Below are 12,132 nucleotides of genomic sequence, written 5' to 3'. Positions count from 1 at the left end.
GCCTTGAGATGATTGGTGAATGGAACAATGGCACCGGCCGTCGCAAGTCCAGCGTCGCCCGCGTGTTTCTGAAAAAAGGCTCCGGCAAGATCACGGTGAACGGCAAGGACATTCAGTCCTACTTCGGTCGCGAAACCTCGATCATGATTGCCAAGCAACCCCTCGCGTTGACCAACCATGTCGAAACCTTCGACATCCAGATCAACGTGCATGGTGGTGGTGAATCCGGCCAGGCTGGCGCTGCCCGCCATGGCATCACCCGCGCCCTGATCGACTACGACGCGACGCTCAAGCCCGTCCTGAGCCAAGCCGGCTTCGTGACGCGTGACGCCCGCGAAGTGGAACGTAAGAAGGTCGGTCTGCACTCCGCACGCCGCGCCAAGCAGTTCTCCAAGCGTTAAGCTTTGCTGCTGCAACAAAAAACCGCCTTCGGGCGGTTTTTTGTTGCCGGGTGCAATGCCCCCACTGAAATTGGCGTCAAAAGCCGCTGGCCTGAATTCCCGACTGAATTGCAGTAGCATTCATGCCAAATCCTGAATTGGAGTACCCCATGAGTGCCGTTGCAGAAAATATCCAGACCGAAATGCCCACCCCCATCCTGTTTACTGACAGCGCGGCAGCCAAGGTGGCAGACCTGATCGCCGAAGAGGGCAATCCCGACCTGAAACTGCGCGTGTTTGTCCAGGGTGGCGGTTGCTCGGGTTTTCAGTACGGTTTCACCTTTGACGAAATCACCAACGAAGACGACACCACCATGACCAAGAATGGTGTCTCGCTGCTGATCGACGCCATGAGCTACCAGTACCTGTTGGGCGCAGAGATCGACTACAAGGAAGACCTGCAGGGCGCACAGTTCGTGATCAAGAATCCGAACGCCACCAGCACCTGCGGCTGTGGTTCCAGCTTCTCGGCCTGATCTGCCCGCCGGTTTCCTCTTTTCTCTCTCTCAGGCCGGGTAGACGGCCCCCAGAACACGGGCGCCTTGGGCGCCCGTGACGCTTTGGAGGCTGCCCGTTTGCCCTCGTACCGTCTGGCGAGCCAGCCAGGCAAAGGCGGCGGCCTCCACCTGCAGCGCGGGCAGGCCCAAGGCATCGGTCGGTACCACCGATGCGCCCGGGAGCAAGGCCTGCAGACGCCGCATCAGGTGCGTATTCAAGGCGCCGCCACCACACACTGCCAGTAGTTTGCTATTTTTTCCATAGCTTGATGCGCTTGTTGCACAAGCGCTGGCGGTCAATTCGGTCAATGTGGCCTGCACGTCATCGGGCCGGGCGCTGGCGTGTGCAGCCAGCTTGCCCGCCAGCCAGGCCGGGTTGAACAGATCGCGCCCGGTGCTTTTGGGTGGGGGTTGCTGCAAAAAAGGCTCCTGCAGCAGTGTGACAAGAAGGTCGGGCAGCACCCGACCCCGGGCAGCCCAGGCTCCATTTTTGTCAAACGCCTGGCCGGTGTGCAACTGACACCAATGGTCCATCAGTGCATTGCCGGGGCCACAGTCAAAGCCCGCAACGCTGCCATCGGCGCCCAGCACGCTGAGGTTGGAGATGCCACCAATGTTGAGCACCAGCACTGTCTCGTCCGGACGGCCAAACACCCCCTGGTGATAGGCCGGTACCAGCGGGGCGCCCTGGCCGCCAGCGGCCACATCGCGGCTGCGGAAATCGGCCACCACGGCAATGCCTGTGCGCTCGGCCAGCAAGGACGGGTTGTTCAGTTGCAGGGTGTAGCCCGTGCCGTCGAATTCCTGGGGGCGATGGCGCACGGTCTGCCCATGGGCGCCAATGGCCCGGACGGCGCTGGCGGGGGTGCCGCTGCGCTCCAGCAGGCTGTGCACTACGTCGGCATAGGCCCGCGCCAGTGCATTGCCCGCGAGGGCCGCACGGTGCAGTTCGTTGGGGCCGGGGGTATTGAGGGCGAGCAGTTCTGCTCTTAAATCAGGAGCTATAGGTGCTGACGCATGGCCGAGAATGGCCATTTTGTCTTGTGAAAAGTCGGCCAGAACGCCATCGATGCCGTCGAGCGAGGTGCCCGACATGAGGCCGATGTACAAGCCGGGCATCTCCTGCAACTGCACCAGAGCGGCGTGCCGGTTTCGTCTTATTCCGCGCTGGCCTGCTGCACCAGTGCGGCAGCAGACAGTTGCACGCGCATGTTGCCGGCCAGTCGGTCGAAGGCGGGCCGGCCTGCCTTCGACACCGGGGCGGCGGATTCGCTTTGCTGGGCGATGACCTGCGGATCCTGCTGCTGTCCGTTCACGCGGAACTCGAAATGCAGGTGTGGCCCCGTGGCCCAGCCCGTGGCGCCGACAGCGCCGATGGTCTGGCCCTGCTCGACGGTTTGGCCTTTTTTCACATCCACGCGGCTCAGGTGCGCATACACGGTTTCATGCTGGTCGCGGTGCTTCACGAAGACCACGTTGCCAAAGCCGTTCTGCACGCCGGCAAACTCGACCACGCCGTCGCCCACCGTGCGCACGGCCGTGCCCGTGGGGGCAGCAAAGTCGGTTCCCAGGTGGGCACGCCATGTTTGCAAAACGGGGTGAAACCGCATCTTGAACGTGCTACTCACCCGCGAGAACTCGACCGGCGAGGTCAGGTAGGCGCGGCGCAGGCTTTCGCCGTCGAGGGTGTAATAGGCCCCTTGGCGGCGCCGGGGTCCTGGAACCACATGGCCTGGTGGGTCTTGCCGTTGTTGTTGAACTCGGCGCTCAGCACGCGACCGCTGCGCAGCGGTTCGCCGTCGGCTTCCAGGGTTTCATAGACCACCGAGAAGCGGTCGCCCTTGCGCAGGGAGCGGTGAAAGTCGATGTTGCCCGAGAACACCTCGGCCAGCTGCACGGCCACGGAATCAGGGATGTTGGCTGCATCGGCGGCGTCAAACAGCGAGCTGCGGATCACCCCGCCCGCCAGGCGGCTGCCTGTGGTGAGGGGTGCGGACTCGATGCGCGAGGTGAACTTCTCGCCCGCACGTTCCACCACCAGGCGGCTGAAGTTGCCGCTGTCGTCCTGGGCCCAGCGGGCCGTCAGGCGCAGCAGGCGGTGGTCGTCGGTGGTTTCGGCTGAAACCGAGCGTCCGGCGCGGCCCAGCAAATTCTGGCGAACGGGGGCGTCGCTGCGCAGGAAGGCGGCAGCGGCCGGATCGGCCACGCCCATGCGCTGCAGCAAGGATTCCGCAGTGTCGCTGCTACGCGTCTGCTCCGAGCGGTACAGCGAGAAGCCGGGCGATTCCAGGGCGTCCAGCACCGGGTTGGCCGCCAGCGACTCGACGGCGTAAGTGATCTCGCTCACCGGCAGATCCGATGCATCGGGTGCCAGCGATGCCACGGCAAAGGCGCCACCGCCACCGGTCAGCAGCAGGGTGGCCACGACGGCGGTGATACGTTTCGGGTGTTTCTGGACACTGTGAGTCAGCCGGGCAAGCAATGCCTTGCTGGCTGTGGTGAAGCCGTTAATCAAAGGTCTGTCCCCATGGTTGATGGTGCGACCGGCGGTTTTTCCCATGGTAAAGCGAGGGGGAACCGGGGGCACGAGCTGTCAGTTTGCAGGCATTCGACAGGGCTACCAGGGCGTCGAAACGGCGAGACCACTAGAATCCGCCCACTGCAATGTGGGCTGAAGTATAGCGGTGCATGCTGTTCGGACATCCCAGAAAACCCTTATGAATCAATCTCTTGTTACAAATAACCCGGTATCCGATGGTGTAAGGCAGGCCCTCGAAACCTCGTTGCGCGGCGTGGAAGAACTGCTGCCGCAGGATGAGTGGATCAAGAAACTGGCCCGATCCGAAGCCACAGGTCAGCCCTTGCGCATCAAGCTGGGGCTGGATCCCACGGCGCCAGACATTCACATCGGCCACACGGTGGTGCTCAACAAGATGCGACAGCTGCAAGATCTGGGCCACCAGGTGATCTTCCTGATCGGCGACTTCACCAGCCTCATCGGCGACCCCTCGGGGCGTAACAGCACACGCCCCCCGCTCACGCCCGAGCAGATCAAACTGAACGCCGAAACCTACTACCGCCAGGCCAGCCTGGTGCTGGACCCGGCGCGCACGGAGATCCGCTACAACAGCGAGTGGAGCGAGCCGCTGGGCGCCACGGGCATGATCCAGCTGGCCTCCAGGTTCACCGTGGCGCGCATGATGGAGCGTAACGATTTCCACGACCGCTTCAAGGCGGGCAATCCCATTGCGGTGCACGAGTTTCTCTATCCGCTGATGCAGGGCTACGACTCGGTGGCCCTCAAGAGCGACCTGGAGCTCGGCGGCACCGACCAGAAGTTCAACCTGCTCATGGGGCGCCACCTGCAGCAGGAATACGGCCAGGAGCCCCAATGCATCCTGACCATGCCACTGCTCGAAGGCCTGGACGGCATCGAGAAGATGTCCAAGTCCAAAAACAACTACATCGGCATCAGTGAAGACGCCAACACCATGTATGCCAAGGTGCTGAGCATTTCCGACACGCTGATGTGGCGCTGGTACACGCTGCTGTCGTTCCAGTCGCTCGCGCAGATTGAGGCCCTCAAGGCCGAGGTGGCGGGCGGGCGCAACCCCAAGGACGCCAAGGTGGCGCTGGCCAAGGAGATCACGGCGCGTTTTCACAGCGCGGCGGCGGCCGATGCGGCCGAGCAGGACTTCATCCACCGCAGCAAGGGCGGTGTGCCCGACGAGATTCCCGAGGTGGCCCTGTCGGGCGCGCCGCTGGGCATTGGCGCGCTGCTCAAGCAGGCCAACCTGGCGCCGTCGACCAGTGAGGCGAATCGCCTGATCGAGGGTGGTGGCGTGCGTGTGGATGGCGGCGTTGTCAGCGACAAGGGGCTCAAGCTCGATGCCGGCACCTACGTGGTGCAGGTGGGCAAACGCAAGTTTGCACGAGTGACTTTGGCCTGAAATTTTGATAAAAATGGCCGATAGCGCTTGATGGATAAGCGCTGGCAGCTATCAAAAAAAGCGCTGAGCCCGGCTGGGTCAGCGCTTTCTTGTTGTCAGTCCAGGTTGTCGTTCAAGTCCGGGTCCGGCACATCGCCAATTGCCTCGCGCGTGGCCTGCGCCTGGATATGCAGCCAGGCGCAAAACGCCTTGATCTCGGGCCGTTGCGCGCTGCGTGGCCCGACCAGAAGCCAGTAGGCCAGCGGCGAATCGATGCGGTGGTCGGGCAGCACCTCCACCAGGTCCCCGGAGGCCAGCGCATCGGCAATCAGCGGCATGCGCGCCAGCGCAAGGCCCTGGCCAGCCAGTGCGGCCTGCACGATCTGGTGGGCGTAGTTGAAAAACAGCCAGCGCTCGGGCTGCAGCTTGGTCAGGTCGCGCGCATCGAACCACCGGCGCCAGCTCAGCCATTCGAGGTGCTGGCTGCGGTGTGCATCGCCGGCCTCGATCAGCGTGAACTGGGCGACGTCGGCCGGCGTGCGCAGGGTTTTGCCGCTTTTGAGCAGCCAGGGGCTGGCCACTACCGCCAGCTGTTCGCCGAACAGGCGCTGCCCGCCCTGCGTTCCGGGGCCCGGCAGGCTGTAGCGCAGGGCCAGGTCCACGTCCGAGGTTTCCAGGTCCACCGGCACGTCGCTCGCATCAATGCGGATGTCGATGCCCGGGTTGTCGCGCTGGAACGCTTCCATGCGCGGAATCAGCCACATCGATGCAAAGCTGGCCCAGGTGGTGATGGCCACGCTGCGGCGCCCGGCCGTCTGGCGCACCAGGCGCACGGCGGCGTCCATGCGCTCCAGCGCCGGGCCACGGCGCGCTGCAGCTGCGCGCCCGCGCTGGTCAGCTCGACGGCCCGCGTGTGGCGCAGGAACAGCGCCACGCCCACTTCGTCCTCCAGCGCCTGGATCTGGCGGCTGACGGCGGATTGCGTCAGCGCCAGTTCATCGGCGGCCGCGCGGAAGTTCAGGTGCCGCGCCACGGCCAGAAAGGCGCGCCAGTGGCCGGTGGCGACGGGGCGGGTGCGCAGCACGGCGGGGGCGAATTCGGCAGGGGGCATGGGCTTGGCGATTCATGCGTGGATGGAATGAATAGCGTAGCGCGTTTTCATTGGACTGTGTGCATGGGGCGGCGCACCATCTGGTCTTCGCAATGCATATTGCGTGGTCCAAGGAGGCTGTCATGTCATCTCGTAACGTTCTGGAATTGCAACAATCCGTTCATGCCAGCCAGACGGGCTGCGCGGTGGCCGGCAGCTGGAAGCTGGCCACTGGCCAGGCTGTTTCGCTGCACACGCGCGCACCCGGTGTGCTGGAGATTGCCCGGGGCCGTGTGTGGCTCACCCTCGCCGGGTCGCTCAACCATCTGCCCGGTGCCGCGGCCGACCATGTGCTCCAGGCGGGCGAGCGCCTCGCCGTCGCGCCGGGCCAGCATGTGGTGATGGAGGCGTGGAACCCATCCGGCGGCGCCGCTGATGCCGTGGCATTCCGCTGGCTGTCCAATTCGCCCTCGGCCACGGCCACGGCGCCGACTGCCAGCGCGATCGCCCATGACTGGGAGTGCGCCGTAGTGCAGCCGCTGCGCGATCTGGTGCACGCCCTGGCCCAGGGCGGGCGCGCCCTGGGCGCTGCCGTGGTGGATGTGGCGGGCGCGGGCGGGCAGTGTGCGGCCGGCCTGGCCCGGTTCGTGGGGCATCGCATTGCGCACCAGCGCCAGCGGGCGACCAGTTGCGTGCAGTCGTAAGTGAGGCCGCCCTTAACGCACCAGCTCGCCGCGCACGGTATCAAACGCGGCCAGCGCTGCGTCTCCGTCCAGGGTCTCCATGCGGGCCAAGGCGTCTACGTCTTCGACCGTGCTGAAAGCCAGGCTGAACTGCAGAAACCGCCGCGCCGCCAACGGGCCATGGTGCAACACTTCGACGTTGATGTGGCGCGGGTCATTGCGGATGCGCTCGATCAGCTTGAGCACCGCGTTTTGCGGGCCTTCTAGTTGCTGGCAAAAGCGCTGCCCGTCAAAGATCAGCAGTCCGGTGATGTCGAGTTCCGCGTTGACCAAGCGTGCGCGCCCGGCGATCTGTGCCACCACGCTCAGCGGTTGCGTGGGGGCGAGGGTGCTCACATAGAGAACCTCGTAGAGGGCGGAGCAGGGTTTCATAAGTGCGGCCCAATGTAGGCGGGGCCCGCCTACCGCGCAATGTCAAAAGACATAGATGTAACCATCGATGCACCGTCCGATCTCACCAAGGCACAACGCCAGCGGGCTGGTGCTGTTGCATGATGGAAATGGCGGGTTGGCCATCCCTAGAATCGGCACACCATGAATGCCTCTCTGCCGCCCCACGCATGCCCTCCCTCTTGCCAGCAATGCCGCTTGCGCAAGACGGGCGCGTTCACGGCGGTCAAGCCCGAGGTGCTGGATTTCATTGAGGGGTTTCGCACCGACAGTGTGGCGGTGGCTGCGGGTGGCGCGCTGGTGCGCGAGAACCAGACCAACGCCAAGCTGTTCACGCTGTACTCGGGCTGGGCGTTTCGCTACAAGACCATGAGCGACGGGCGCCGCCAGATCCTCAATTTCCTGCTGCCGGGCGACCTGGTGGGCTTGCAGCAGGAGTTCGGCGATGTGTCCGCCCATGGCATTGAGGCACTCACCGATTGCTCGTTGTGCGTGTTCCAGAACGACAGCCTGTGGGCGCTGTTTCGCGAGCACCCGCGCCTGGGTTACGACATCACCTGGCTGTCGGCCCACGAAGAAGGCCATGTGGACGACAACCTGCTCACGGCGGGCCGCCGCAACGCCACCGAGCGCGTGGCCATGCTGCTCATGCACCTGTACCGGCGGCTCGACCGCATCGGGCTGGTGGAGGACGGCACGGTGGCGTTCCCGCTCAACCAGCAGCACATCGCCGATGCGCTGGGGCTGTCGCTGGTGCACACCAACAAGACGCTGCGGCGCCTGTCGCTGCTGGGCCTGCATGAGTTAAAGAACGGGCGGCTGCGCCTGCTCAACACGCGGGCGCTGGCGCGCATTGCCGAGTACTACGACACGCCGCCGCGGCTGATGCCGCTGCTGTAGGTGCAGCCTGCTGTGCCAAAAAATTGGATCAAAATGACATCAAGCGCTTATTGGATAAGCGCTAGCAGCTATTGTTTGAATAGCGTTTGATGCCCCGTATTCCGCAGCCGATAATTCACTCCACGCCCGCGCACCGGGCTTGCGCTGCGCACACAAACACTTCTTTTCCATGACCTCACTCGACATCCTCATCATGGCGGCCGGCAAGGGCACGCGCATGAAAAGCCGTATCCCCAAAGTGCTTCAGCGTCTGGCCGGGCGTCCGCTGCTCCACCATGTGCTGGACCAGGCGGCGCACCTGCAGGCGCGCAGCGCCATTGTCATCACCGGCCACGGTGCTACAGAAGTGGAAGCTGCCACCGCAGATGCAGCAAGCGCTGGCGGCACTTTTGACCTGAAGTTCGTGCGGCAGGAGCCCCAACTGGGCACCGGCCATGCCGTGCAGCAGGCCGTGCCGCACCTGCGCGATGACGGCACGGTCGTGGTGCTGTCGGGCGATGTGCCGCTGACCCAGGCCGACACGCTGCGCGCGCTGGTCGCCGCCAGCGCCGGCGGGCAGATGGCGCTGCTCACGGTGACCCTGCCCGACCCCACGGGCTATGGCCGCATCGTGCGCAATGCAGAAGGCGCCGTGCAGGGCATCGTCGAACACAAGGATGCGACGGACGCGCAGCGCGCCATCACCGAGGTGTACAGCGGCATCATGGCCGTGCCCGCGCGCCTGCTGCGCGGCTGGCTGGCGCGGCTGACCAACCAAAATGCCCAGGGCGAGTACTACCTGACCGACATCGTCGCCATGGCCGTGGCCGACGGCGTGCCCGTGGTGGCTCACCGCATCACCGATGCGCTGCAGGTGGCGGGCGTGAACAGCCCGCTGCAACTGGCCGAGCTCGAACGCGCCCACCAGCTCCGCACCGCGCGGGGCCTGATGGAGCAGGGCGTGCGCCTGGCCGACCCTGCGCGCTTCGATGTGCGCGACGATGCACGCACCGGCGTGCGCGGCGAACTGGTCTGTGGCCAGGATGTGGAGATTGACGTGAACTGCGTTTTCACCGGGCGCGTGGAGCTGGGTGAGGGCGTGAGCATCGGCGCCAACTGCTGCATCGCCAATGCGCGCATCGCGGCGGGCGCCGTCATCCACCCCTACACGCACATCGACGGCGAAAAGCTGGGCGCCACCGTGGGCGAGGGCGCGCTGATTGGCCCCTTTGCCCGCCTGCGCCCCGGCGCGCAACTGGGCCGCGAGGTGCACATCGGCAATTTTGTGGAGGTGAAAAACTCCACCCTGGCCGACGGCGCCAAGGCCAACCACCTGGCGTATCTGGGCGACGCCACCGTGGGCGAGCGCGTGAACTACGGCGCGGGCAGCATCACCGCCAATTACGACGGCGCCAATAAACACCGTACCGTGATCGAGGCCGATGTGCACATTGGCAGTAACTGCGTGCTGGTGGCGCCCGTCACCATTGGTGCGGGTGGCACGGTGGGCGGTGGCAGCACCATCACCAAGAGCGCGCCGCCCGGGGCGCTGAGCGTGGCGCGCGGCAAGCAGATCACCAAAGAAAACTGGCAGCGCCCCGCCAAGTTGCCCAAGGGATGATGCAGGCATGACGCAGACCGCCCGCTCCGCAGAGGTCGAGCAACTGCGCACCGCGCTGGCCCGCAGCCAGCAGCAGGTGGCCGACATGGCCGCCGCGCAGGACGAGTTCTTGCGCGCCGTCTCGCACGATCTGCGTGCGCCGCTGCGCCACGTCACCTCTTACGGCACGCTGGTGCGCGAGGTGCTGGGCGATCTGCCGCCCGAGGTGCTGCAAGGCCCCGAGGTGCAGGAGGCGCTGGGTTTTCTGGCCACCATGGACCAGTCGGCCCGGCGCATGGGGCTGATGATCGATGGCCTGCTGGCCTTGGTGCGCGCCAGCCGCGCGCCACTGCACCCGCAATCCGTGTCGCTGGCGGATGCCATCACCAGTGCGCGCGCGGCGCTGTCCCCCGATGAAGCGGACCGCGCCGTGGAGTGGCGCGTGGCCGCAGGGTTGCCCACGCTGCAGGCCGACCCGGCGCTGCTGCAGGCGCTGCTGGTGCAACTGCTGGGCAATGCCCTCAAGTTCTCGCGCCCTGTGCTTCAGCCCTGCATCTCCGTGCAGGCCGATGCCGCGCCCTCAGGCCAGGTGGCCTTCACGGTGCAGGACAACGGCGTGGGGTTTGACCCGGCGCGTGCGGGCACCTTGTTTGGTGTGTTTCAGCGCCTGCACCGCGAGACCGAGTTTGACGGCGTGGGCACCGGGCTGGCGCTGTGCCGCGCGATAGCGCAACGCCATGGCGCGCAGATCAGCGCCACGGCCGTGCCGGGCGGTGGGTGCACGGTGCGGGTGGAGTGGCCGGCAGCGCCCGCCGACTGATACGGATTTGCCTTCAACCGTATAACGTCGTTGGGTCGCCTCGCCGTGCTACAGCACTGTCTTCGGCTCCCCGCCTGGTTATCCGATTGAATGCAAATCCGTATGATTGCCCGCTGTCGGCTACCCGCGCGCACCGAGGCACTGGGGGTCGGCATGCTCAATTCCTGCTGTCGGCGGTGGTGCAGGCGCTGCAAGACGACGCAGCGGGCGGCTACACCACGGGCGCCAGTACCGGCATGGCACCGGCCGACACGCGGTTGCGCCCAGCGGCCTTGGCCTGGTAAAGCTCGGCGTCGGCGGCATTGGTCCAGGCGCGCAGGCTGTTGTGGCGGTGGTCGGCCGCTGCCACGCCCAGGCTGCTGGTGAAGCGCAGAGAGGGCAGCTCGTGCAACTGCAGGGCTTGTACCTGTTCGCGGATGCGCTGGGCCACCAGCATGGCATTGTCCAGGTGCATGCCGCGCAGCACGATGGCGAACTCGTCACCGCCGTAGCGGCCTGCGCAGTCGGTGGCGCGTACGTTGTTGAGCACGATGCGCGCCAGTGCGCGCAGCACTTCGTCGCCCACCGTGTGGCCATGCCGGTCGTTGATCTGCTTGAAATGGTCAATGTCCAGCATCACCAGGCAGGCGGGTTCGTCAGTGGCATGGTGGCGGCGCAGCGTGGCTTCGGCCTGCTCCTGCCAGTGGCCGCGGCCATACAGGCCGGTGAGGGCGTCGATGCGCCGCAATTCGTCGAGCAACTGGTTTTGCTGCGACACCTTGCGGATCAGGCGGTAGCTCACCACGCTGACCGACAGGGTGTGCAGCACCATCACGGGCAGGCACGCAATGATCACCAGCATGGATGTCACTGGTGCCCAGTGAAAGCCGGTCAAGGCCGCACTGGCCGCCGCCGCGCCCGCCATGCCGGGCAGCGAGCGGGCCCACAGGCCGTGAATGCCGGTAGTGATCTTGTCCACCATGGTCAGCGTGAGCAGCAATACGCTGGGCAGCAAATTGAAGTGCATCAGTGGCACCAGGGCCGCCACCAGCGCCGAATCGACCAGCAGATTGCGTATTTCTGCACGGTAAGGGTCGGCGCTGCGGCGGCTCAACTGGTAGGCCACATGGGGCCAGGCCAAGGTGATCAGCGCCATGTACAGCCAGGCCACCACGCTGGCGTTGCGCTCCCACAGCACCACGCTCACCACCACTGCGCCCAGACCCATGCCCAGCACACGCAAGGGATAGACCCGACGGGGGAGTTGGCGCTTGGGATCGGGCATGGTGGATCAGTCAGGCAGACGCCGCAGGGACGCGATGTGCTGGGAGCGTGCAAAGGGTTGGTTGTTACCAAATCCTACAGGTGGCGCCCCGCCAGCGCCAGCAAAAAATGTCACCGGGGGATTTCATCGGGAATGTCACCCAGGCCGTGGTCCGTGGCCCATGGCGGCTTCCAGGTGTTGCAGGCGCTGGCGCAGGTGTGCCACTTCTTCGATCAGGTCGGCCGTGAGGGCGGCGAGCTGGGGGTCGGCGTCGAAGGTGGTTTCCAGCTGGGCCAGCCGGCGCGCGCGCACCACGGTGGCGCTGGCAAAGCGCCAGTGGCCGCCCAGGCTGTCGGCCTGCAGCAGGCCGGCCTCCAGCCGTTCGCTGACCCAGCCCGGCGCCACGTGGCAGATGCGCGCCAGGTCCTCCAGGGAAAACAGGGCGGTGTCGTCCAGCAGTTCGCCCGGCTGCACGTTGGGGGTGTTGTGGGCAGTTGTCAT

Annotated in this window: 11 protein-coding genes and 2 pseudogenes; 7 read left to right on the top strand and 6 right to left on the bottom strand. The window is 65.6% G+C overall.

What is annotated here, in order from left to right:
- The first annotated feature begins 8 nt into the window (after window positions 1-8).
- A complete protein-coding gene (gene rpsI / locus CBP34_RS16415) occupies window positions 9-401 on the top strand; it encodes a 30S ribosomal protein S9 (RefSeq protein WP_086913339.1) in 393 nt (130 codons plus the stop codon).
- A 149-nt stretch (window positions 402-550) separates the two neighbouring features.
- Window positions 551-916, top strand: coding sequence for an iron-sulfur cluster insertion protein ErpA (gene erpA / locus CBP34_RS16410; RefSeq protein WP_086913338.1), 366 nt, complete (start codon window positions 551-553; stop codon window positions 914-916).
- A 30-nt stretch (window positions 917-946) separates the two neighbouring features.
- On the opposite strand, the gene CBP34_RS16405 is transcribed toward erpA, so the two are convergent.
- Both CBP34_RS16405 and CBP34_RS16400 read right to left on the bottom strand, forming a co-directional pair.
- Window positions 947-2,056 (bottom strand): anhydro-N-acetylmuramic acid kinase, encoded by a 1,110-nt coding sequence (locus CBP34_RS16405; protein WP_094098655.1) that lies wholly within the window; start codon window positions 2,054-2,056, stop codon window positions 947-949.
- Between the two features lie 38 nt (window positions 2,057-2,094).
- Window positions 2,095-3,497, bottom strand: a pseudogene (locus tag CBP34_RS16400) (peptidoglycan DD-metalloendopeptidase family protein).
- A 157-nt stretch (window positions 3,498-3,654) separates the two neighbouring features.
- On the opposite strand from CBP34_RS16400, the gene tyrS reads away from it, so the two are divergent.
- Window positions 3,655-4,887 (top strand): tyrosine--tRNA ligase, encoded by a 1,233-nt coding sequence (tyrS, locus tag CBP34_RS16395; protein WP_094098654.1) that lies wholly within the window; start codon window positions 3,655-3,657, stop codon window positions 4,885-4,887.
- Between the two features lie 95 nt (window positions 4,888-4,982).
- Here the strand turns inward: tyrS and CBP34_RS16390 are convergent.
- Window positions 4,983-5,977 (bottom strand): annotated as a pseudogene (locus tag CBP34_RS16390) (LysR substrate-binding domain-containing protein).
- A gap of 122 nt (window positions 5,978-6,099) precedes the next feature.
- On the opposite strand from CBP34_RS16390, the gene CBP34_RS16385 reads away from it, so the two are divergent.
- Window positions 6,100-6,660 carry a DUF2917 domain-containing protein gene (locus CBP34_RS16385; protein ID WP_094099224.1) on the top strand — a complete coding sequence of 187 codons (561 nt, stop codon included), beginning with the start codon at window positions 6,100-6,102 and terminating at the stop codon, window positions 6,658-6,660.
- Between the two features lie 12 nt (window positions 6,661-6,672).
- Here CBP34_RS16385 and CBP34_RS16380 read toward each other — a convergent pair whose 3' ends face one another.
- On the bottom strand, window positions 6,673-7,071 hold the full coding sequence (locus tag CBP34_RS16380; protein ID WP_086913334.1) for a BLUF domain-containing protein: 399 nt from the start codon (window positions 7,069-7,071) through the stop codon (window positions 6,673-6,675).
- Between the two features lie 162 nt (window positions 7,072-7,233).
- Between CBP34_RS16380 and CBP34_RS16375 the strand changes: the two genes are divergently transcribed.
- From CBP34_RS16375 to CBP34_RS16365, 3 genes are all read left to right on the top strand, one after another.
- Window positions 7,234-7,989 (top strand): Crp/Fnr family transcriptional regulator, encoded by a 756-nt coding sequence (locus tag CBP34_RS16375; protein ID WP_086913333.1) that lies wholly within the window; start codon window positions 7,234-7,236, stop codon window positions 7,987-7,989.
- Between the two features lie 169 nt (window positions 7,990-8,158).
- Window positions 8,159-9,589 (top strand): bifunctional UDP-N-acetylglucosamine diphosphorylase/glucosamine-1-phosphate N-acetyltransferase GlmU, encoded by a 1,431-nt coding sequence (gene glmU / locus CBP34_RS16370; protein WP_094098653.1) that lies wholly within the window; start codon window positions 8,159-8,161, stop codon window positions 9,587-9,589.
- 7 nt (window positions 9,590-9,596) lie between these two features.
- Window positions 9,597-10,388 (top strand): sensor histidine kinase, encoded by a 792-nt coding sequence (locus CBP34_RS16365; RefSeq protein WP_094098652.1) that lies wholly within the window; start codon window positions 9,597-9,599, stop codon window positions 10,386-10,388.
- A gap of 211 nt (window positions 10,389-10,599) precedes the next feature.
- Here the strand turns inward: CBP34_RS16365 and CBP34_RS16360 are convergent, their stop codons facing one another.
- Window positions 10,600-11,652: a sensor domain-containing diguanylate cyclase gene (locus CBP34_RS16360; RefSeq protein WP_094098651.1), complete on the bottom strand. Its 1,053-nt coding sequence runs from the start codon at window positions 11,650-11,652 to the stop codon at window positions 10,600-10,602.
- A 135-nt stretch (window positions 11,653-11,787) separates the two neighbouring features.
- The gene (locus tag CBP34_RS16355; protein WP_086913329.1) at window positions 11,788-12,132 is read right to left on the bottom strand and encodes a chaperone modulator CbpM; all 345 of its coding nucleotides are present in this window, start codon (window positions 12,130-12,132) and stop codon (window positions 11,788-11,790) included.

The sequence above is a fragment of the Acidovorax carolinensis genome, assembly GCF_002157145.1.
GTDB classification, from domain to species: domain Bacteria; phylum Pseudomonadota; class Gammaproteobacteria; order Burkholderiales; family Burkholderiaceae_C; genus Acidovorax; species Acidovorax carolinensis.
Note: the sequence above shows the minus strand (reverse complement) of the source record. Positions and strands in the feature narration are given on the sequence as shown.

What these genes read in the sequence shown, in the direction of transcription:
- rpsI (WP_086913339.1), top strand. Translation starts at nt 9, where the DNA reads ATGATTGGTGAATGGAACAATGGCACCGGCCGTCGCAAGTCCAGCGTC.
- erpA (WP_086913338.1), top strand. Translation starts at nt 551, where the DNA reads ATGAGTGCCGTTGCAGAAAATATCCAGACCGAAATGCCCACCCCCATC.
- CBP34_RS16405 (WP_094098655.1), bottom strand. Translation starts at nt 2,056, where the DNA reads ATGCCCGGCTTGTACATCGGCCTCATGTCGGGCACCTCGCTCGACGGC.
- tyrS (WP_094098654.1), top strand. Translation starts at nt 3,655, where the DNA reads ATGAATCAATCTCTTGTTACAAATAACCCGGTATCCGATGGTGTAAGG.
- CBP34_RS16385 (WP_094099224.1), top strand. Translation starts at nt 6,100, where the DNA reads ATGTCATCTCGTAACGTTCTGGAATTGCAACAATCCGTTCATGCCAGC.
- CBP34_RS16380 (WP_086913334.1), bottom strand. Translation starts at nt 7,071, where the DNA reads ATGAAACCCTGCTCCGCCCTCTACGAGGTTCTCTATGTGAGCACCCTC.
- CBP34_RS16375 (WP_086913333.1), top strand. Translation starts at nt 7,234, where the DNA reads ATGAATGCCTCTCTGCCGCCCCACGCATGCCCTCCCTCTTGCCAGCAA.
- glmU (WP_094098653.1), top strand. Translation starts at nt 8,159, where the DNA reads ATGACCTCACTCGACATCCTCATCATGGCGGCCGGCAAGGGCACGCGC.
- CBP34_RS16365 (WP_094098652.1), top strand. Translation starts at nt 9,597, where the DNA reads ATGACGCAGACCGCCCGCTCCGCAGAGGTCGAGCAACTGCGCACCGCG.
- CBP34_RS16360 (WP_094098651.1), bottom strand. Translation starts at nt 11,652, where the DNA reads ATGCCCGATCCCAAGCGCCAACTCCCCCGTCGGGTCTATCCCTTGCGT.
- CBP34_RS16355 (WP_086913329.1), bottom strand. Translation starts at nt 12,132, where the DNA reads ATGACAACTGCCCACAACACCCCCAACGTGCAGCCGGGCGAACTGCTG.